Annotated in this window: 20 protein-coding genes; 17 read left to right on the forward strand and 3 right to left on the reverse strand. The window is 45.3% G+C overall.

Annotated elements, in window-relative coordinates; all coding sequences use genetic code 11:
• The first annotated feature begins 43 nt into the window (after window positions 1-43).
• From argS to GJQ68_RS02210, 11 genes are all read left to right on the forward strand, one after another.
• Window positions 44-1,834 (forward strand): arginine--tRNA ligase, encoded by a 1,791-nt coding sequence (gene argS, locus GJQ68_RS02160; protein WP_162415641.1) that lies wholly within the window; start codon window positions 44-46, stop codon window positions 1,832-1,834.
• A 2-nt stretch (window positions 1,835-1,836) separates the two neighbouring features.
• Window positions 1,837-2,442: a glutathione peroxidase gene (locus GJQ68_RS02165; protein WP_235941008.1), complete on the forward strand. Its 606-nt coding sequence runs from the start codon at window positions 1,837-1,839 to the stop codon at window positions 2,440-2,442.
• A gap of 98 nt (window positions 2,443-2,540) precedes the next feature.
• A complete protein-coding gene (locus GJQ68_RS02170) occupies window positions 2,541-3,446 on the forward strand; it encodes a 1,4-dihydroxy-2-naphthoate polyprenyltransferase (protein ID WP_162415642.1) in 906 nt (301 codons plus the stop codon).
• 80 nt (window positions 3,447-3,526) lie between these two features.
• Window positions 3,527-4,378, forward strand: coding sequence for a universal stress protein (locus tag GJQ68_RS02175; RefSeq protein WP_162415643.1), 852 nt, complete (start codon window positions 3,527-3,529; stop codon window positions 4,376-4,378).
• A gap of 9 nt (window positions 4,379-4,387) precedes the next feature.
• A complete protein-coding gene (locus GJQ68_RS02180) occupies window positions 4,388-4,744 on the forward strand; it encodes a translation initiation factor (protein ID WP_162415644.1) in 357 nt (118 codons plus the stop codon).
• 425 nt (window positions 4,745-5,169) lie between these two features.
• Window positions 5,170-6,021: a heme/hemin ABC transporter substrate-binding protein gene (locus GJQ68_RS02185; protein ID WP_162339514.1), complete on the forward strand. Its 852-nt coding sequence runs from the start codon at window positions 5,170-5,172 to the stop codon at window positions 6,019-6,021.
• Window positions 6,022-6,023: 2 nt separating this feature from the next.
• Window positions 6,024-7,085, forward strand: coding sequence for a FecCD family ABC transporter permease (locus GJQ68_RS02190; protein ID WP_162415645.1), 1,062 nt, complete (start codon window positions 6,024-6,026; stop codon window positions 7,083-7,085).
• Between the two features lies 1 nt (window position 7,086).
• A complete protein-coding gene (locus GJQ68_RS02195; RefSeq protein WP_162415646.1) occupies window positions 7,087-7,896 on the forward strand; it encodes a heme ABC transporter ATP-binding protein in 810 nt (269 codons plus the stop codon).
• A gap of 2 nt (window positions 7,897-7,898) precedes the next feature.
• Window positions 7,899-8,945, forward strand: a complete 1,047-nt coding sequence (locus GJQ68_RS02200; protein WP_162415647.1) for a hemin-degrading factor — start codon at window positions 7,899-7,901, stop codon at window positions 8,943-8,945.
• A 45-nt stretch (window positions 8,946-8,990) separates the two neighbouring features.
• Window positions 8,991-11,306, forward strand: a complete 2,316-nt coding sequence (locus GJQ68_RS02205; protein WP_162415648.1) for a TonB-dependent receptor plug domain-containing protein — start codon at window positions 8,991-8,993, stop codon at window positions 11,304-11,306.
• 12 nt (window positions 11,307-11,318) lie between these two features.
• The gene (locus GJQ68_RS02210; RefSeq protein WP_162415649.1) at window positions 11,319-11,942 is read left to right on the forward strand and encodes an HmuY family protein; all 624 of its coding nucleotides are present in this window, start codon (window positions 11,319-11,321) and stop codon (window positions 11,940-11,942) included.
• A 59-nt stretch (window positions 11,943-12,001) separates the two neighbouring features.
• Here GJQ68_RS02210 and GJQ68_RS02215 read toward each other — a convergent pair whose 3' ends face one another.
• On the reverse strand, window positions 12,002-12,847 hold the full coding sequence (locus tag GJQ68_RS02215) for a bacteriorhodopsin (RefSeq protein ID WP_162415650.1): 846 nt from the start codon (window positions 12,845-12,847) through the stop codon (window positions 12,002-12,004).
• 392 nt (window positions 12,848-13,239) lie between these two features.
• Here GJQ68_RS02215 and GJQ68_RS02220 point away from each other — a divergent pair, with 392 nt between their 5' ends.
• The 3 genes from GJQ68_RS02220 (at window position 13,240) to GJQ68_RS02230 (ending at window position 16,844) form a co-directional block, all read left to right on the forward strand.
• Window positions 13,240-14,982: a TrkH family potassium uptake protein gene (locus GJQ68_RS02220; protein ID WP_162415651.1), complete on the forward strand. Its 1,743-nt coding sequence runs from the start codon at window positions 13,240-13,242 to the stop codon at window positions 14,980-14,982.
• A 102-nt stretch (window positions 14,983-15,084) separates the two neighbouring features.
• The gene (locus tag GJQ68_RS02225) at window positions 15,085-15,771 is read left to right on the forward strand and encodes a potassium channel family protein (protein ID WP_162415652.1); all 687 of its coding nucleotides are present in this window, start codon (window positions 15,085-15,087) and stop codon (window positions 15,769-15,771) included.
• Between the two features lie 152 nt (window positions 15,772-15,923).
• Entirely contained in the window at window positions 15,924-16,844 is a 921-nt protein-coding gene (locus GJQ68_RS02230; RefSeq protein ID WP_162415653.1) for a hypothetical protein, read from the forward strand.
• A 127-nt stretch (window positions 16,845-16,971) separates the two neighbouring features.
• On the opposite strand, the gene GJQ68_RS02235 is transcribed toward GJQ68_RS02230, so the two are convergent.
• Complete coding sequence (locus GJQ68_RS02235) at window positions 16,972-17,451, reverse strand: hemerythrin domain-containing protein (RefSeq protein ID WP_162415654.1); 480 nt, start codon at window positions 17,449-17,451, stop codon at window positions 16,972-16,974.
• Between the two features lie 515 nt (window positions 17,452-17,966).
• On the reverse strand, window positions 17,967-18,980 hold the full coding sequence (locus GJQ68_RS02240; protein WP_202927858.1) for an endonuclease/exonuclease/phosphatase family protein: 1,014 nt from the start codon (window positions 18,978-18,980) through the stop codon (window positions 17,967-17,969).
• A gap of 495 nt (window positions 18,981-19,475) precedes the next feature.
• Here GJQ68_RS02240 and GJQ68_RS02245 point away from each other — a divergent pair, with 495 nt between their 5' ends.
• From GJQ68_RS02245 to GJQ68_RS02255, 3 genes are read left to right on the forward strand one after another with little or no spacing between them, the layout of a single operon-like run.
• Window positions 19,476-19,811 carry an ArsR/SmtB family transcription factor gene (locus tag GJQ68_RS02245; protein WP_162339502.1) on the forward strand — a complete coding sequence of 112 codons (336 nt, stop codon included), beginning with the start codon at window positions 19,476-19,478 and terminating at the stop codon, window positions 19,809-19,811.
• A 43-nt stretch (window positions 19,812-19,854) separates the two neighbouring features.
• Entirely contained in the window at window positions 19,855-20,739 is an 885-nt protein-coding gene (locus GJQ68_RS02250) for an arsenite methyltransferase (RefSeq protein WP_162415655.1), read from the forward strand.
• 21 nt (window positions 20,740-20,760) lie between these two features.
• Complete coding sequence (locus GJQ68_RS02255; RefSeq protein ID WP_162415656.1) at window positions 20,761-21,528, forward strand: arsenate reductase/protein-tyrosine-phosphatase family protein; 768 nt, start codon at window positions 20,761-20,763, stop codon at window positions 21,526-21,528.
• Window positions 21,529-21,543 lie beyond the last annotated feature (15 nt).

The following is a 21,543-nucleotide window of genomic DNA, read 5'->3' on the forward strand; positions in this document are numbered from 1 at the left end:
CCCTTATATTTGCGCCTCAGTAAAACCGAGGCCTTCCCCACATATGGATATACAGCAGCAACTTTCAAAAACCATTTCTAACGCATTTCAGGAACTTTTTGATCATACGGTAGATCCGAAGACCCTTTCGCTCCAAGCGACGAGAAAAGAATTCAGTGGAGATTATACGTTCGTCTTATTTCCTTTTTTAAAAATCACGAAAAGTGCCCCGGAAGCAAGTGGGGCGAAAATCGGTACCTACTTGCAGGAAAAGCTGCCCGAAGTGGCTGCCTTTAATGTAGTAAAAGGCTTTTTAAACATTTCCCTTTCGGCCGCCTATTGGACAGAGGTATTTCTACAGCTTATCGAGGCGGAAGATCCTGGCTCCTTTCCGGCGAAGGGTAGGAAGGTAATGGTGGAGTTTAGCTCCCCTAACACCAACAAACCCCTTCACCTGGGCCATCTTCGAAATAATTTCCTGGGTTTTTCGGTTGCCAATATTCTGGAAGCCTATGGTTATGAGGTAATTAAAGCCAACCTGGTCAATGACCGGGGCATCCATATTTGCAAATCCATGGTCGCTTATGAAAAATTGGGGGAAAATGCCAGTCCCGAAAGCGCCGGATTGAAAGGAGATCACCTGGTAGGAAAGTATTACGTCCTTTTCGATCAGGAATACAAGAGCCAAATCAAGAAATTGATAGCGGAGGGAATGAGCGAAGAACTGGCGAAAAAAGAAGCTCCCTGGATGAAAGCCGCTCAGGAGATGCTAGTCAAATGGGAAGCGGGTGATCCCCATACCGTGGATCTTTGGAAGAAACTCAACAACTGGGTCTATCAGGGTTTTGATGAGACCTACCGTAGTCTGGGTGTCACGTTTGACCAGTATTATTACGAATCGGACACCTATTTGCTGGGTAAGGACATCGTCAATGAAGGGTTGGAAAAAGGGGTCTTTTTCAAAAAAGAAAACGGTTCGGTCTGGGCCGACCTTAGCAGTGCGGGGCTGGACGAAAAGCTGGTACTAAGGGCAGATGGTACCTCGGTATACATGACCCAGGATATGGGCACGGCAGATTTAAAGTACAAGGATCACGGGATTGAAAAATCCGTTTATGTAGTGGGAAATGAGCAAGACTATCATTTTGAGGTGCTGTTTTCCATTATGCGCCTGTTGGGGCGACCCTATGGGGAGGGGCTCTACCACCTCTCCTACGGCATGGTGGACCTGCCTTCCGGTAAGATGAAATCCAGGGAAGGGACGGTAGTGGATGCAGACGACCTGATCCAGGAAATGGTAGACACTGCCAGGGATCATACCCAGGAATTGGGTAAAATAGAAGGCTTCACTCAGGAAGAAGCAGAAGCATTGTACCAGATGTTGGGATTGGGGGCATTGAAATATTTCCTGTTGAAAGTGGATCCAAAAAAACGCATGTTGTTCAATCCTCAGGAATCCATAGAATTCCAGGGCAATACCGGGCCGTTTATACAATATACCCATGCCCGGATCGCAGCGATATTACGAAAAGCAAGTCAAATCGAGCTGGATTTTTCGGCCAAAAGCTGCGCACCCTATACCGACCTGCAGGATACCGAGCGAGTATTGATATTTCATTTGACCGATTATCGGAGTAAGGTCGGCATGGCCGCTGAAGAACTTTCTCCGGCGGTAATTGCTCAGTATTTGTTTGATTTAGCAAAAGATTATAACCGCTTTTATGCGGAACTTCCTATCTTTAGTGAAACCAAAGCTGAAGTGCAGGCCTTTCGTGTTGCCTTATCTGCACAGGTAGCCAAAACAATTAGGTCCGGCATGAAGTTATTGGGAATAGATGTACCCGAAAAAATGTAACTATGAACACGCTAATTTACTTAATCATCAGTGGCATATTTGTCATTCAAATGCCGCTATCAAATCACCTTAATTTTGTTTCTGATAAAACCAACCCGATCGAGGGTGAAAACGAGTCGCCAATGAATAGAGCCGATGATTTTTACGAGTTTACCCTAAATGATATTGATGGAAATCCGGTCGATTTTTCCAATTTTAAAGGAAAAAAACTTCTGATCGTAAACGTCGCTTCCAAATGTGGTTACACCCCCCAATATGCCGAATTACAGGAATTGTACGATGCCTACAAAGGGCAACTAACCATTTTGGCTTTTCCTGCCAATAATTTTGGAGGGCAGGAACCGGGGACGAACGAAGATATCAAAACCTTCTGTACCGAAAACTATGGCGTAACCTTCCCCATGTTTGAAAAAATATCGGTGAAAGGAGTTGACAAACACCCCCTTTACCGATGGTTGTCCGACAAGAACTTGAACGGCTGGAATAATACCGAGCCTTCCTGGAACTTCTGTAAATATTTTATTAATGAAAAAGGCGAGTTGGTCAAGTTTTTTCCTTCCTCGGTAAAACCTATGGACGAGGAAATTATCAAACTAATCAAGTCGTAAATTTATTTTGATTGGAACTATTGAAATACAAAAATGCCTTCCACCTCTGTGGAAGGCTTGTTTTATTTATTGTTTAACGCTATTTTCGTTTTTTTGCATTGGCAGTCATTTCCACCAATAAAGCCTGGGTACAAGCCTTTCGGCTAAGAACCTTACCACTAGCCCTTTCCAGCATCATCATGGGGTCCATCATCGCGTTCAAAAACGCCGAGTTTCGTTGGATTGTGTTTATTTTAGCGGCCCTTACCACTACCCTATTACAGATTTTATCGAATTTGGCCAATGACTATGGCGATAGCATCCACGGCGCGGATAGTGAAGACAGAAAAGGCCCTTCCCGTGCGGTTCAATCCGGGGCCATCAGTGCTGCTTCCATGAAGAAGGCTATGATTCTTTTTTCAATCCTTTCCCTGTTAAGTGGCTTGTGGCTTTTGGCCGTCGCTTTGGACGATACCGCACTGTTCCTAGGCTTCCTGGGAATGGGTCTGTTGGCCATACTGGCAGCCATCACCTATACTTCTGGTAACAAACCTTACGGGTATGCCGGATTGGGGGACCTTGCCGTATTTATATTCTTTGGCTGGATTGGCGTTATGGGCACCTATTTCCTGCATGCCCTTGCCTTTGATGCGTCGCTGTGGCTTCCTGCTTCCGCCGTAGGGCTTTTAAGCACAGCCGTTTTAAATATCAACAATATCCGGGACATAGAATCAGACAAGACGGCCGGGAAAAAGTCTATCCCTGTTAGAATTGGCAAAAAGGCGGCCGTCGTATATCATTGGAGCTTGCTGTCCGTTGCGCTGGTAATGCTTTTCGTTTTTGTATTGCAAAAGGAAGCCTATGGAGCGTTATTATATTGGTTGGCTGCCCCCATGATACTTCAAACAGCCTGGGCGGTAAAGGCATTTAATGCACCCGATAAACTGGACCCCTACCTGAAAGTATTGGCTTTAGGGACTTTTTTATGCGTCCTGCTCTTTGGGCTGGGATGGATGATTTTCTAAACAAATGGTCAAATCCTTATTTAATTTCTGTAGTTTTTTGTAGTTTAACTGCGTGTAAACTATTAATTCGGCAAATACCTATGAAAAGCATCTTAGTACCCTTTGATTTTTCTGAAGAAGCAGAAAATGCCTTCCAATTGGCACAGGAAATTGCAGCCAAAGCGTCCTGTAAACTAAAATTGGTTCATGTGATCGAGATTCCTACTGCCCAACATTTCAATACGATGGGGGAAGTAAATATGGAAGAAAATTTTATCGACAAAATCTACATGGTGGATTTAGTAGAAAAGCGAAAAAAGCAATTTAAAGCACTCGAAGAAGCACATGCCGTGAAGCCCTACGACTTCAGCACTACCATATCGTATGGAAACCCTTACGCAGGAATATCCAGTGAAATCACTGAAATCAAGGCAGATTTGGTGATTATGGGGTCCAAAGGTTCCAGTGGATTAGAGGAATTGTTGATTGGGTCTAACACCGAAAAGGTAGTTCGGCTTTCCAAATGTCCGGTCATCACCGTAAAAGCCCCGGTAAAAGCCGATCAACTGAAGACCATTGTTTTTGCCAGCGATTTTGGGGAGGATAGTAAGAAAGTAATGAAAAATCTGAAGGACCTGCAGGAACTGCTGGAGGCTGAGATCAGATTGGTAAAAGTAAACACTCCCAATTCCTTTGAAAAGTCAAAGCTCTCTATGGATAAAATCAAGGGTTTTATCGACACCAATGATCTTAAAAACGTACAAATAGACATTTACAACGCAGATACCGAAGAAGAAGGCATTATTGAGTTTGCCGAAGAGGTAGATGCCGATATCATCGCCATGGCCACCCATGGTAGGACGGGCTTTATGCACCTGCTTAGCGGAAGCATTGCCGAAGATGTGGTAAATAGCGCCAAAAGGCCGGTCTGGACCATGAAATTTAAAAATTAATCCGTTTCTATGGGTAGAAAGAAAGACAACGATTGGAAAAAAAGAGACGGAGTGGTGTATTCTACTTCGGATTCATTTGATTATGAGGAAGAAAATGGCTCTCCTGAGGATACCCTGCCCCCACCCCAGCAAAACCTGCGCATCATGTTGGATAAAAAATCCAGAGGCGGCAAACAGGTAACCCTGGTAACGGGCTTTGTGGGGCAAGAGGAGGATTTGAAAGCATTGGGGAAAACCCTGAAAACCAAATGTGGCGTAGGTGGCAACACCAAAGAGGGTGAGATCCTGATTCAGGGGGATCACCGGGACAAAATCCTGGAGTACCTGAAGCAAGAAGGCTATAAGGCAAAAAAATCCGGTGGTTGATCCTCCGGATTTTTTTGCTTTGGTCCTCTCCCCTGCTTAGTCGATTATCTCCACCAACATCCAAAAGCCCTCCGTTTTCACAAATCGTCCGTTTTAGAGGGTTAACATGCCTGTTCCCTACTGAAGCACCATTTTTTTCATGCCTCCGGTCCTTTTTCCCCGATCCGCCTACCGCTCACCCTACCCTGCCTATAAATCAGCTTTTTCTCAGGCAATCTCAGGCTCCCACCTCGCTGGAGCCTCAAAATGGCAGCCTAAAAACCAACAACATCTCTCCTGTTGCTAATTGCTAAAATCTATCGGATTTACATTTAATTGATTGTCAATCAAATCTATTTCCTCATAGAAATTATCCATTAAATTTAATTTGGATTTAATCTAAATAGAGTAATATTTGTACCTGTATTTAAAATTGATCTAAATAAATGATGAAATCGCTGATGCTACCCCTACTGGTGATTGCCCTGCTTCTTTCGAACCATGTGCAGGCATTTCAATCCAACGACACCTCCATGATTACCGCAGGAGGTACCATTACAGAAATCGTATACGAACTTGGTTTCGGATCGGCGATCATCGCCACAGATATCACCTCCACCTACCCCGCTGCCATGCAGCAACTGCCTTCCATCGGCTACCGAAATCAAATCAAAGCCGAGGGTATTTTGGCACTGGGACCGGACCTGCTTTTGATAGAGACCGGATACCTCAATCCGGACGTGGTCGCCCAGCTTAAATCAGCCGGACTGGAAATACACGAGTTTGACAAACCCACCGACGTTTCCGGCACCTACCGCATCATTCGGGAATTGGCAAATTTTCTGAAGGTTCCTGAAAAAGGAAAGGCGCTTACCAAGCAGCTGGATCAGGACATAGCAGCCTTGGAAGCCTACACAGCTGGCCTTTCAAAAAAGCCAAAAATGGCTTTTGTCATGGCCCGTGGCCGGGAAAACGTCTTTGTAGCCGGAGAAGATACCTTTGCCGAGTCCCTGCTGCAAATGGCAGCCATCGAATCGGTTGGTAAGGGCTTCAGCGATTTCATCCCGCTTACCCCGGAAGCAATGGTGTCCATGAATCCGGAATACCTGCTGTTCTTTGAGTCCAGTCTGCGCTCGCTTGGTGGAAAGGAAGCCGTAAAAAATATCCGTGGCGTCGAACAAACTATTGCCTACAACCAAAATGGAATTATAGCCTTTGACGGGCTCTACCTGTCCGGATTTGGTCCGCGGGTAGCCAAAGCAGCATTGGAACTGGCCAAAAGTGTAAACCGCAACTAAGCATGCTTCAAAACCTGAGTTATTCAAAGACGGCTCAACAGTCCCTGGTACTGGCTGCTTTGGGAATCGGACTTGTATTGCTTGGGCTGCTTTCCATCACCATTGGTGCATTTCCCATCCCCTTTGGCCATGCCGTTTCCATTTTATTGAGCCAGCTGGGCATTGATTCGGGAACCTTCACCGAACAAGAGGCCAACGTGCTGTGGCAAATCCGCTTACCGAGAATCTTGCTGGCCATTCTGGTAGGTGGTGGATTGGGGGTGTCCGGAGCGGCCTTGCAAGGCCTTTTTAGAAACCCCCTGGTTGAGCCGGGACTCATCGGCGTAAGCAGCGGGGGTGCCTTGTTTGCGGTCATTTTTATCGTTTTCGGCTCCTCTTTCCCCTGGCTTGGACGGATATTTGGAAGCTTCAGCCTGCCCCTGGTTGCTTTTATTGGCGGCTTGATAAACGTGATGCTGGTATACAAAATGGCCAATCAGGGAGGAAAAACGGATATTTCCCTGCTCATATTGGCGGGCGTTGCCTTGACCGCACTATCGGGCGCACTGATTGGTTTGGCCATTTTCTATGCAGACGAGGCCGCCTTGCGAAATTTCACCTTCTGGAGCCTGGGAGATGTGGGGGGAGCGAATTGGGACAAGGTAAAAATAGCCTTTATCCTGATCTTTTTTCCCTCCCTACTGATTATCAAGCAGTTTCGAAACCTAAACGCCCTGGCTATCGGAGAAAACGAGGCCTTTCACATGGGAGTGGACGTACAGCGCGTAAAATACATCGTGTTATTTATGAGTGCGCTGGTGGTGGGCGTAGGCGTGTCGATGACGGGTACCATTGGATTTGTGGGGCTTATCGTACCCCATCTGTTGCGGCTGTCTTTTGGCGCCGACCACCGCCTGGTGCTTCCCGGAGCCTTTCTTCTGGGCGCTTTCCTGCTCAATGGCGCCGATTTGCTCGCCCGAACGGTGGTCATGCCCGCAGAATTGCCCATCGGGATCATTACCGCAATCCTCGGCTCTCCGTTCTTTATCTGGCTCATCCTACATGTAAAAAAACTCAACAGTTGATATGTTAGACGCACAACACATTCAGTATTATATAGGAAACCGGCCCATTGTGAATCGGGCAAGCATTCAAGTGCTTCCCGGAGAACTGACAGCCATTCTCGGCCCGAATGGTGCCGGAAAATCGACCCTTTTCCGGCTGCTATCCGGAGAATTACCCTGCAAACAGGGTCGGATTACCTATAATGGGCAGCCGATAAAAGGAATGAAAACCAGAAAGCTGGCCTCCTTGCGTGCGGTTATGCCCCAGCACAGTACGCTTACCTTTCCCTTTCAGGCAAAGGAAGTCGTATCGCTTGGCCTGATGTACAGCCGGCCCAAATACCCAAAAACAATCGTAAAAGAGGTCATGTCGGCTACCCAAACCTGGCACCTGAAAGAGCAGTTGTATGGCAACTTATCCGGAGGCGAAAAGCAGCGGGTACAGCTGGCACGGGTATTGGCACAAATATGGGAAATCAAGGCCACTCCCCGGTACTTGCTTCTGGATGAACCGACTTCCAGTATGGATATTGCCCAGCAGCACCACATCATGCAAATCATCGGACAACTCAAAAAACGGAATATTGGCATTTTAGCCATACTCCACGACTTGAACCTAGCGGCAAATTATGCCGACAAGGCCCTGCTACTCAAACAAGGCCGGGTACTACGCCAGGGTGCGATACGGGCCGCAATGACTCCGGAAAACCTGCAAGGGGTATTTGACTATCCCTTGTCGGTACAATCGAACGGTCCCGGCGCACCGATTTATATCAGCAGCCTTCCTTCATCTGCTACTTCATCAACCAATTATACGTATAAACTCGCTTAATTATGGAAACTACTCTGAAATATCCCTCCGGTACCGCGTTAAAAAAGGCCTGGGAGGAACTAAAGTCAAATCAGCCAAAAACGAGAATACGAGACGCCGCACGCATGCTTCAGGTGTCCGAACTTGAGCTATTGCTGACTACGGATAACCCGGCCCCCATCCGATTGAAAACCGATTGGGCGAATATCCTCCTTTCCTGCAGGGAGTTGGGAAAAGTGATGGCCTTGACCAGAAACGACGGCTGTGTCCTGGAGCACAAAGGAAATTTTCAAAAAATCACTATCCATGGCACCGCTCCCCACCAAATTGCCACGGTGATCGGACCCATTGAGCAGCGGGTGTTTTTTGGCAAGTGGAAATACGGCTTTGCCGTGGCCACCGATACGCCCAGGGGCATCATGCGCAGCCTTCAGTTTTTTGACCAGTCCGGCGAGGCCGTGATGAAAATTTACCTCCAGGAAAAAAGCAACCAGGATGCCTACGACAATCTGATTCGCGCCTACCGTAGCGAGGAACCCTTGCAGGGGATTCAAGTACAACCTTTCGAGAAAGAGACCCACGCTACTTCCGTGGATCAGGAAGCTTTTGTCCGGGACTGGGAAAACATGAAAGATACCCATGATTTCTTCGGTATGCTCCGCAAATACAATATTCACCGGCTAGACGCCATCAAATGGATTGGTGAAAAATGGGCCTACCCCGTGGATCGCCTATCGGTTAGGAAAATTTTGGACCTGGCTTCCGCAGAAAAATTGCCCATCATGATTTTTGTGGGAAACAAAGGAAACATTCAAATCCATCAGGGAAAAGTACGTACCATCCGGCAAATGGGAAACTGGCTGAACGTAATGGATCCGGATTTCAACATGCACCTGGACGAGTCCTGCATTGACTCGGCCTGGGTGGTGCATAAAAATACCGACGATGGGTTGGTGTCTTCCCTGGAGCTATTTGATGCAGACGGGGAGATGATTGCCCAGTTTTTTGGGCTCCGGAAGCCAGGCCTTCCGCAGAAAGAACAATGGAAACATTTGATTGACCAACTTTAACACATTCCCGGTGGTCCACCGGCCGTCGGGAAAAATTTTACCCCTATGTGTAGAATCAATCTTAATAAAAATAGATTCACCTACTGGCTTTTGGGATGTTTTCTCTTTCCCTTACTGAGCCATGCTTCCGATCCGATTTGCATCCGGGATCAGGCAGGCAACCCCATTCCGCATGCCTATGTAAAAATCGGACCGGACAAGGTCGTTCCCGTGGATCGTACGGGTTCTTTTGACCTTCCAGATAACCTGGAAGCGGACCAGTTGATCGAGGTCTTTGCGATGGGATTTGATGCACGGCAGATTCGGGTCAGGGAAATAAGCGAATTGAGTAGTTTGCGCTTGACAGAAAAGATTGGGCAAATGGGTGAAGTCGTCGTCGCTGCCACGCGAACCGACCGCAGCCTGGAAGATTTGCCCATGCCGGTAACGGTCATTTCCCGCGAACAAATTCAAGAAACCGGTGGCATGCGCCTTTCGGAGGTGTTGCGGGAGCAAACGGGCCTGCAGGTAGTCAGCGACCACGGTGCCGGGCTACAGATGCAGGGGCTATCTTCCGATTACATCCTGATACTCCTGGATGGGGAACCCCTGATCGGTCGAACCGCCGGAACCTTTGATTTGGATAGAATTTCGGTTACAAACATCGAGCGGATAGAAGTACTCCGGGGCCCGTCCAGTGCCATCTATGGAAGCGAAGCCATGGCCGGTGTGATCAATATCATCACCAAAAGCAGCCGCGAGCCGTTTGCAGCCTCCCTGGAATCCAGGTACCGGTCCTTTTCCACCATGGATCTGAGCGGGGAGGCGAGCTTTAACCAAAACGACTGGTCGGTTCAGGCCTACCTCAATCGCTTCCGTACCGATGGATTTGACCTGAACCCCAATGTCCCGGGAAATACCCAGGCACCATTTCAGGCCACGACCGGGCAGGTTAAATTGGGAAAGAAGTCCGGTAAATGGGAGTTCAGACTCTATTCCCGCATGTATCGGGAAGATTCGGATAATGTCCTGCAAGTCATTGAAAACGGAAAGGGGCGACTGGCGGACATGAGCTCCGAACGTCGGGATGTAAACCTCAATCCCACGGTAACCTACCGGCCCAACGAGCACTGGCAATTGACGCTTCGGAGCATGACCTCCTTGTTCGAAACGCATTCGCTGACGGAGATGCAGGAAGACGGTTTCGTCGTAGATGCACAGGATTTCCAACAGCGGTACCACCGTACAGAGCTTCAATTGGACCGGCAACTGGGAAACAGTCAATTACTAACGCTGGGGATGGGGCACCTTCTGGAGACCGTTGACGCGACGCGCTACGAGGCCCTAAACCGCTTTGATGCCGGCTATTTGTTTCTTCAGCATCAATGGGATCCAACGGACAAATGGAACATCGTTACCGGTGTTCGGGGTGACTTGCACAGCCAATACGGAGAAAGAATCAGTCCGAAAATCTCCGGGATGTACCAAATCAGCGAAAAATTTAGCTGGCAAGCATCGCTGGGCGCCGGATTTAAAGCCCCCGATTTCCGGCAGCTATTGCTGAATTTCAACAATGCCTCCGCAGGATATTACGTTTTTGGGGCCAACTTGGTGCAGGAAGGCATCGAACGGCTTCAATCGCAGGGACTGGTACAGCAGCTGCTGCTGGATCCTTCTCAATTTGGCGCACTAAAGGCAGAAAGTTCCCTGGCCATCAACACCGGTTTTCGCTGGAAACTCTCGAACGACCTGCTCTTTCAGGGAAACTTCTTCCAAAACAACATTTTCAACCTGATTGAGACGGCTCCTTTCGCCAGACTGACCTCCGGTCAAAATGCCTTCTCCTACTTCAACGTTTCTCGCGTTCGTACGCAGGGAATCGAGCTGGATTGGACCTGGCGCCTGACGTCAAAGCTACAGGTATCCGCTGGATACATGTATTTGGATGCCAACGATTTGGATGTGTTGGAGCAAATCGATTCCGGAGCGTTATTTCGCAGGGACTCGGAGAACCGGACCCAACGAGTGAGTCGAAGCGATTACGGAGGCTTATTCAACCGAAGTCGCCACAGCGGCAACCTGAAAATCAGCTACCAGGAGCCCCTTTCCGGCATCAACCTGGCCCTTCGCGCCATACACCGGGGGAAGTTTGGGTTTGGCGACGTAAACGGGAATCTAATTCTCGACGATCCTTCCGAATACGCGCGGGCAATGACCAGCTGGAACCTTAGCCTCAGCAAGGCCTTTAGCAATGGCGTACTGCTAGAGACCGGAGGATTTAATCTATTGAATCAACTCAATCAATACGAGCCCAGCAATCCGGGGAGAACCCTGTTTGTGGGAGCAAAAGTACCTTTTCATCAATTAGTAAATTCTAAATAAACACCTATTACAATGAACAAATGGAACATGTTTCAGGCAGGCATTCTATTGCTTGCCCTTAGTACAAGTTGTGAAGAAAACACCGTGGATGAGCCGGAAATTGAGTTACAAGCGGTAACGGTCGAAAATCTTCACGCTCCGGGAGACCTGATGGACCGAAGTACCGGAGAAATCACCGAAGTCCGCCCTTTTCGGTACTTTAGCCTGGAAGACAATAAAATGGTGGAAAGCCGGGAAGGAGACTGGGACATTGGATTCAAAGGAACGACCCTTATCGTGAACAGCGGTAGCAGTGGACCCGGTACGGCACAGGCATCGGTAGTTACGGGTACCTTTGACGAAATATCTACGGTGCCATCTGCTGCGGATTTCAAGAGCGATGGGGAGAACGGATTAGCCATTCCTACCGGTTCCGGAAACGGATGGTACAATTACAATCCCAGCAGCCACATTATCAGTCCGATTCCCGGTCGGGTATTGCTGATTCAGACCAATGAAGGAAACTATGCCAAAATGGAGATCCTATCTTACTACCAGGACAATCCACCGTTAGCGGAGGTGGACCCAATGACCACTCCAAGCCCCTATTTTACGTTTCGGTATCTGATTCAACCTAATGGAACGATAACCTTCTGATATTTATTAAAAAACCGAATCTGAAGCTATCGCCAGATTCGGTTTTTATTAAAATTAGCTTATGATTTAGCCTCGCCGTAGACGTAACCTTCCGCTTTACTAATATGTTGGGCTACTACGGTAAGCAATACACCATAGATAACTTTGGAACACACGTCGGCGATGGTATAGGTAATTTGTCTCGCCACTACCCCGGTTTCATTAAAAAAACCGCCTTCAATGCCTGCTAAATGGGGCATCAAATAGGCCCCGGGATAGAGCATCCATGAAACGAGAAATAAAATCCAAATAGTGTTCAGCGTATTTTGCGCGGCTTCCGGAATCCCTTCCTTGCCTTCATCGATTACTTTCTTCATCAGCCATAATATGTGGATGAAGAAGACGGTGGAAATAGCACCCCAAATAGCAAAGGTGAGAAAATTAGTTACCTCATAAAACTGTCCAATATATCCTGTAATGATCATTCCCGTACCTGAAAACCAAAACTGATTTCGAATACTGGAAAATTTACTTTTGGTAAGTGATACGACGAAGAGTATCTGAAAAAGCAACATCGGAACATCAATCAACCAATTCAAATACCGGTAACCATTATTAAACAAGTCCTGACCTTCTCCCAAAAAGTACCTTCCTGTCTCCTGATCGAAAATAAAAGAGGAAGTCCAGTTTCCTGCTTGTGCGTATAACAAAAGAAATGCAGAAACCATTACTACCACCGATAGCACAGAAGATATCCGAAACCTGGGAGCTACGTAGTTAATTGTCAGCACAAAATAGAGTAACGCTGCCAGCATCACCGCATAGCCTAACGTGAGAATATGGGCTACCATTTGGTAGGCCATTTCTGAATACCCGTTTTCCAGTCCAACATAATTTTCAAAAGTAGCATTCCCTAACGTTTCCATAAATTTTTTGCTTTATATTGAGATTGAATATAATAAATTATAAATCGAAAAGAGGATGCCTGTATTGTCGTATCCTTTTAATAGCAAATAAATGTGAATAAACTGTCTATTATTGTATATAAAATAAGAAAGATGTCTGCCCGATTCAGGTTGGCAACAGTTGATCGCTTCAATACATGGCTTTTTGCCTGGTAGATTTTTCTGAATAGCCACAATAATGGCATCAGGAGCCTATATTTGGCCGGAATCTAGCTGTGTAGCGCAAGGCTTCTCGATGTCTAGGATAAAGTAAACCCTGAATTTATTTTCCTATAATAATTCTGTAGAAAGGAATTTTTATAGCTTTGCTTCCGACTTTATCAAAAGTGTAACCGAACGGGGACTCCAGACACATGAACTTAAAATTACTCTATAAGATTGCCTTATGGATTAGCGTTCTGGGAATAATCGCCATTATTTCTGATTTTGGGTATGCCCAAAACGACCTGTCCCAACAAATTCTAGACGGTTTTTACTTTGTAGTGCTGGGAATTGGAGTAATCTCCACGGTGCTCCGGTACCTGGAAAACGACAAGCTCATCAAACGAAAAGTTTTTATTTTTGATGTTTTGTCCATTTGCTTTACGCTATGGGTTTTCTACCTGTTCCTTTTCGTTGGTGTACCCTTTGAAACTGATTTGTTGCTTGAAAACCCCGTATGGGTTAGAATTGCCGTACTTTTTACCTTTATCAGGGAGTTTTCGGAAATACGTTTTAACTACAAACGAACGGTATTAAATCCGGCGCAACTTTTCGTCGCCAGTTTTTTGCTCATCATACTATTCGGAACCTTCTTATTGATGCTTCCCAAAGCGACTTATGAGGGAATTACCTTTGTGGATGCCCTATTTACTTCCACCAGTGCCGTCTGTGTGACAGGGCTCATCGTAGTCGATACGGGTAGCTACTTCACTGAGTTTGGTCAAATCATCATTATGTTTCTTATCCAAATAGGCGGATTGGGTATTTTGACGTTTGCCAGTTACTTTAGTTACTTTTTCAAAGGCGGTTCCACCTATGAAAATCAGCTCGCGCTGACCGATATTACAAGTTCCAAAAAGATCGGAGATGTCTTTTCCACCCTTAAATACATCATCCTGATCACCTTTGGCATCGAACTGGTTTCGGGACTGCTCATTTATAGCAGTCTGGAACCCTTGCACCATCAGTCGCAATATGACCGGGTCTTTTTCGCTGTTTTCCATGCGATTTCTGCCTTTTGCAATGCCGGTTTCTCTACCTTATCCAACAGTTTGTATGAAAGTGATTTTAAATTCAACTACTTTCTACAGTTAACCGTCATCCTGACCTTCGTAATGGGGGGCTTGGGTTTTCCGATCGTGGCCAATATTGTTAATTATTTGAAATACCGGATAAGAAAATTGTTTTCAAGTGGCCGAAATAAAATAGGCTATCGGCCCTGGGTATTGAATTTAAATAGCCGGATTACCTTAATTACAACCTTTTCCATCAGCGCCATTGCATTTGTAGCGTTTTACCTGTTGGAATTTAATAATACCTTATCGGAGCATGAGGGTATAGGAAAAGTGGTTACAGCACTTTTTGGAGCCACCACGCCGCGCACGGCCGGATTCAATTCCATCGATACCGCATCTATGCTTTTCCCGACGACCATGATGGTTTTTTTACTAATGTGGGTTGGGGCATCACCGGCCTCTACGGGTGGAGGTATTAAGACCAGTACATTTGCCATTGCGACACTGAATATCCTCAGTTTGGCAAAGGGAAAGGAAAGAATTGAGGTTTTCGGAAGGGAAATTGCCCGTATTTCAGTCCAACGGTCATTTGCCATAATTTCCCTATCACTCATTGTTATCGGCTCGGGAATCATGTTGGTTTCCATGTTTGAAAGTGATAAAAGCCTGATTGACATTGGTTTTGAGTGCTTTTCTGCCTACAGCACCGTTGGCTTGAGCCGGGGCATTACAGCAGACCTGGCGACTGAAAGTAAGCTGATATTTATTGTCATCATGTTTGTGGGCAGGGTAAGCATGTTAACCATTGTTATAGCGGTTTTCAAGAAAGTAAAACGAAAAAACTACCGATACCCGACTGAGGAAATAACGATAAACTAAAAAATTGATCCATGAAATCGAGCATGATGGAGGCGACACACAGAGGGATGATTATAAAGCATGCGAGATTTCATAGGGCCGCTTAAAGACAATTATAAACATATGAAATTCATCATCGTAGGACTAGGCAATTTTGGCGCTTCTCTATCCCAAAAACTCACCCGCCAAGGCAATGAGGTGATCGGCATAGACAACAGAATGGAGAAAGTAGATTTGTATAAGGAAAAAATATCGCACACCATCTGCATGGATGCCACAGAGGATGTTACCGTTTCTGGCTTACCTCTTGACGACACAGATGTGGTCATCGTGGCTATTGGAGAAGACCAGGGTTCGAATATCATGACCACCGCCCTGTTTAAAAACATGCAAGTGAAGCGTTTGATCAGTCGGGCCATCAATCCGCTTCACGAAAAAGTACTGGTAGCGTTGGGCGTTGATGAAATCGTACACCCTGAAGAGGAAACCGCCGAACGCTGGGCCAAGAAGCTTTGCCTTAACAATGTGGTTGACTCCTTCGAACTAAGTGATGATTTCAGCATCATTGAAGCCAACGTACCGAAAGAGTGCGTGGGCAATACCATTCGGGAAGTAGGCTTCAGACTTAAGTACAACTTGCTGGTGCTCACCATCATGAAAAAAACGGAAGTAAAAAGCGTTCTGGGTAAAAGCCGAACGGAATTTAGAATTCAAGGCATCGCAACCCCCGATCAAAACCTTGAAGCATCGGATATTCTGGTACTCTATGGTGCCAATAAGGATTTACAGGATTTTTTGAAACAACGATAAATGGGCTAACGTCTACAGTGCAAACGAACTCCTACTCGATTTTTAGAGGGTACATCTGATTTCCATTTTTCAATAACAATAACTGTAACCTTAGTAAGGTTTTTTTTTTAAACGATCTGGTTTGGAAGGAGTTTATTCCTTAAATAAATCAAATGCCAGGTAGATCCACCCTTTTCTGGAACAACGCTTCCAAGGCCTTGTTGTCTGAAAAAACGAAAGAAAGAAGCGAAAAAATCATTATCACCATAGCCGTGATAGGATTCATCATTCATCTTTCGCTCATTATCCTGTCTATCCTTGGGATATTTGAATCGGATTACGCCCCTGGCTTACTGGACAATCCAATCGCTTCCATTTATACGCCTTTTTCCTTTATACTCGTCTATGAGGTGTACTTACTGGTTTATTTTCTGCCAAAATCCATCACCTTCTACATTGGAAAGCAGTACGAAATAATCCTGCTAATCCTGATACGCAGGCTGTTTAAGGATCTGGCGCAGTTGGATTTACAAAAGAGTTGGTTCAGTAGCCAGGACGATTTGCAATTCACCTATGATATCGGGGCCACCCTGATTATTTTTACCCTGATATTTATTTTTTACTACTTAAATAGCAAACGGACTGCGGTGCAACAGGGGAAATTACCCCAGCAAGAGCAAACCCAGCGTTTTATAAAAACGAAAAAGAAGCTTGCCATTGTCTTGATTGTGGTTTTGTTCTTTCTTGCCGTATACAGTTTCGGTAACTATTTTAACCAACTGTTTTTTGATGTATCCCACAAGGTGGATTCCATTAAGGATATTAATAATATTTTCTTTGACGAATTTTTCACCATTCTGATTTTAAGCGATGTCTTGTTGCTTTTGATTTCTTATACGCATACCTCCAGCTTTCGCTCCGTCATAAGGAATTCGGGTTTTGTCATTTCGACTATCCTGATCAAGCTTTCCTTTGGGACGGAAGGTTTATTAAACAATGTGCTAGTCGTCTCCGCAATTTCCTTCGGTGTGTTGATTCTGCTCATACACAATTTTTATGAAAATATCGAACCCCTGGATAAAACGGAAGATTAGGGCTTGGTTTCTGAAACGGCGATGGAGGAATATCCGCTAACCACATCCCACCTTTGGCCGGGCGTGCTGAGCCAAAAGGGCCGGGCGTTGGTTTGTTGTAGATTGCCCGAACTGGGGATTCGGTTTCTTAATCCCTTTCCCAAAACGCGTCTTCCCAGTCTTCCTCGACTTTCTGATGAATTTCCTTAACGGCTGCTTCCATTTTCTCCAGGTCCTCTTCCAGCAGCTCTACCTGCATGTATTGAAAGAGTTTACGTTCTTCAAACCGGATATGGGCCTTCAGTTCCGTTGCAAATTGGGAAAGCCGCTCCGTATCTCCACCGGCCTCAAAAATCCGGGTATAATGGGAACGAATGGAGGCATGCTGTTCTTCCGCCTCTTTACGCATCAGGTCATTTTTGGCCAGAAAACCAAACAACACCTCTTCTTCCAATTGGAAATGCGGCTCTAGATGTTGCTGAACAAAATAATACAGGTAATCCACCATCCGCTTGGTTTCCACTTGTTTTTTTATTCCCTGGCGGATCTTCCAGACCAATAGTAAACCAAAATGATGGTCCCGGGAGATTGGAATTAAAGAGGAATGTCGCTTTAAGGGCTTGGTCATACAGAATGAAATTTGGAAATGCTATAAAAGTAGCAGCGGTTTAGGTCAGCAATTAAAACTGACTCCCATCCGTTTTTTCTGAGGCTAAAGTATAAAAATAAAGCTGCAAATAAAAGATAATTATATCCTTTAATTGCAGGGCTTAACGCTCGAAGAGCTCAATGGCTACGACCGCTGGGGTTTCCCCAACCCCGGCGGTCTTTTACGAGAACAAAATTTGTATTTTCAACATCAATATACATCAGGGTGAAACCTCCGAGGTCTCGAAGACCTCAACGGTTATGACCGTTGGGGTTTCCCTAACCCCGACGGTCTTTTACGATAATAATATTCGTATTTTCAACATCAATTTACATTAGGGTGAAACCATCGAGGTCTCGAAGACCTCAAAGGTTAGGTTGACGTTTGGGTTTCCCCAACCCCGTTCTTTTCGCGAAACGTACACAGAAAAAACCGTCGAGGTCTCGAAGACCTCAACGGTTATGATCGTTGGGGTTTCCTTAACCTGACTTTCCTTACCTTTTCAGGACCAATTCAGTATAAATAGGAAAATGGTCTGAACCAAATTTCGGCAATCGCTCAAGGGTCACCAACGAAAATTCCGCTGTTACGAAAATATGATCCAAAGGCCATCTCAAATAGAATGAGCCCGCATCAAATGAATTAAAAAAACCACGGCCTATTCGAACATCATTTAAATTCGCTTTGCTCCCAAACATCCGGGTGGTTTGGGACCACGATACATCATTAAAATCTCCTGCAACAATAGCGGGTAAGGAATCCCTCGCCACCATTTTCGCTACTTTCATTAAAGCAACCTCTTTATTACCGACATTATCCGGATATTTATTACTTGGCACGGGAGGAACCGGATGCATCCAATGTAATTGTATTTCCTTTCCTGACGGCATCAATAACCTGGTATGAATAGATGGGACATCATCGCCATTAAGAAATTGTATTTCCTGCTTTTCGAATTTCAATTTTGAATACAGGGCTATCCCGTAGGCATTATCTTGCGGGTATTCAATAAAGTAGGGGTATTTATTTTTTAACTCCTGAAGTTCCGAAATCCACCATTTATTTACCTCCATCACCAGAATTAAATCCGGATTGATCTCATTGATTATTTTTTTAATCCTGATAGTTTCTTCATTTTTGATTAGTACATTGGCTAAGAGAATTCCCAAACTCTTTTCTTCCGACGTAAACGCAGCGTCAGGAACTGTTTTTTTCCCTACAATATACGGTAATAGCCTGGTGCCATGAATAGTCAAGGCAGTTAAAATGCCGGTAATTAGTAAAAAGGAACTAAAATCCCATTTCCTGTTTAAAAAATAGAATAAGACTAAAAGCACAAGACATACGATAAAATATTGGATCCTAGGAAAATCCAGAATTTTTATAAACCAATATGAAAAATCATAAAATAAGGACATTAAACTGAGAAATATCAACAAAAAACTCAATACTATAATGAAATAGAAAACAGAAGCGTAAAGAATTGATTTGAATTTTTGATTTTTCACTTTTTTGTAGCTATTAAATTTACAAAATGGGGAGAAAGGGATTACCAATCGCTTGGAATGAGGGTGCTACCAATCATTTATTTTCCAATCTGTAACTTTTTTTGAAGAGGTCACTTAAAAACAGTAATAATTATAAATAATTTACTTTTTAAGGAAAATATGGGAGTGAAATTAATGATTCGCGCTTCAGAAGAAAATAACGACCTCGTTATGGAAAGTATTACCACCCATAATGGCTTAATCCAATTCAAAACTTTGGGTTGTCACCGTTTCTTCGGGGGCTACCGGATATGTATTTGTAATTTCCAGGCTTTAGGAGCCCTATCCCTGAATTAGGCAGCCATTAATTATTAAGGGGAATTGCCTGATACTTTGAATACAGTAAAGTATGATTCCAGGTTATCAAAATGTGAATTTTATCGGGAGCACTTTTCTTTTAGGAAAATACATCGTAATATTGCAATGTACTTATCAATTAACTTAAATGAGGTCGAGATGGGGGTAACTAAAAGCGATTTATTCAATGAAATGCAAAATGAACTGGCAACGGTAGCCAAAGTCTTGGCGCATCCCGCTCGGGTGGCGATCATTCAGCATTTACTAAAAAGTAATGCCTGCATCAATGGAGATTTGGTACAGGAACTGGGCCTGGCTCAAGCGACCATCAGCCAGCACCTGCGAGAACTAAAATCAGTGGGTATCATACAGGGAACCATAGAGGGCTCCCGTATCAGCTATTGCATCAACCCCGTACGCTGGACTGAAATAAAAAATCAATTTAATGAATTGTTTGACCAATACCCTACTGCGATCCCAGGGGAATGCTGCTAAGCAATAGAAAAATAAACGATCACTTGCAAAAAAAGGAAATACGATGAAAACCGATAAGGATCTAAAAAACCTGGTGAAGGAGCGCTATGCACGCATCGCCAATCAAGAAAAAGCCCAAAACGCAGCATCCTGTTGCGGAGCCACTACTCCAACCAACAAGGTATACAACATCATGATGGATGACTACTCCGAAACGAGTGGATACGTGGAAGATGCGGATTTGGGGCTAGGATGTGGATTGCCCACCCATTTTGCCAACATCAAAAAAAGCGACACCGTCATAGATCTGGGCTCTGGCGCAGGAAACGACTGTTTTGTAGCCCGGCACGAGACAGGTCCGGAGGGAAAAGTAATCGGTATCGACTTCACACCTGCCATGATCCAAAAAGCCCGGCTTAATGCCGAAAAACTGGCTTTCAATAACGTGGAGTTTCGGGAAGGGGATATCGATGACATGCCGGTAAATGATGAAGTGGCGGATGTGGTGGTCAGCAATTGTGTGCTGAATCTGGTTCCTGACAAGGAAAAAGTCATTGGAGAAATCTTCCGTGTGCTCAAAGCGGGTGGCCATTTTAGCATTTCCGATATCGTATTGGTCGGAGACCTTCCTCAAGCACTGAAAGAAGATGCTGAAATGTATGCCGGCTGCGTAGCGGGTGCCATTCAAAAAGAAGCCTATCTGGAACAGATTAAGAAAGCAGGTTTTCAAAATATCACCTTACAAAAAGAGAAATCCATAAGCATTCCGGAAGATATTTTAGGAAAATACCTCCTACCCGAGGAAGTAACGGCCTTCAATCAGGGCGGAACAGGCATCTACAGCATTACTGTGTACGGGGAAAAGCCTGGAAATAGCGAGAAAAAGCCAAAAATAGAATCATCAGCATTACAAGCTACTTCCTGCCAGGAAGGATCCGGCTGTTGTTAACGCTTTGTCCATAAAAAAGCCATGAAAAGATCTATCCTACCTTTCTCCGTTCTTATTCTCTGCTTCCTTTCCTGTTCTCCGGATACAAAGGAAAACGGGAACATCAACGTATCTGAAATCACCCCAATCCAAGCTACCATGTCCACCGAAACTAAATCTGATAAAAAAGCCATTTACCCCGAATTAGCACATTACATCCAATCCCTGGTCCCTGCGATGGAGGAAATTCCCGAAAACCGCAAGGAACTGCTACAAGAGGTTGCCCTGTTTGTTCGGGAAAAAAAGCAATCCAATGAACCGGCAAACCTCACCTTTATATGCACGCACAATAGCCGAAGAAGTCACCTCAGCCAGATTTGGGCAGCTACAGCAGCTGCCTATTACGGGCTGAATGATGGTATTCATACCTATTCCGGAGGTACCGAGACTACCGCATTTAACCCCAGAGCCGTGGCGGCCATTGAGCGCGCCGGTTTCCGGGTAAATCACACCAAGGGAGACAACCCCCACTACGAGGTGCGTTTTGCCGATGAGGGACAGGTAATCGAGTGTTTTTCCAAAAAATACGACGATCCCTTCAATGCCTCCGAAAACTTTGCGGCCATTATGACCTGTTCCGATGCTGATAAGAACTGTCCGTTTATTCCCGGAGCTTCCCTTCGCTTACCCATCCCCTATGTGGATCCAAAAGAAGCAGATGGAACGACAGAAGAGGCGGCCGTTTACGATGAACGCACCCGCCAAATTGCTACCGAAATGTTTTACCTGATGTCTCAGGTGAAATCCTGAGTCATATAGGGTAGA

Source organism: Cyclobacterium roseum (assembly GCF_010119225.1).
Classification (GTDB): domain Bacteria; phylum Bacteroidota; class Bacteroidia; order Cytophagales; family Cyclobacteriaceae; genus Cyclobacterium; species Cyclobacterium roseum.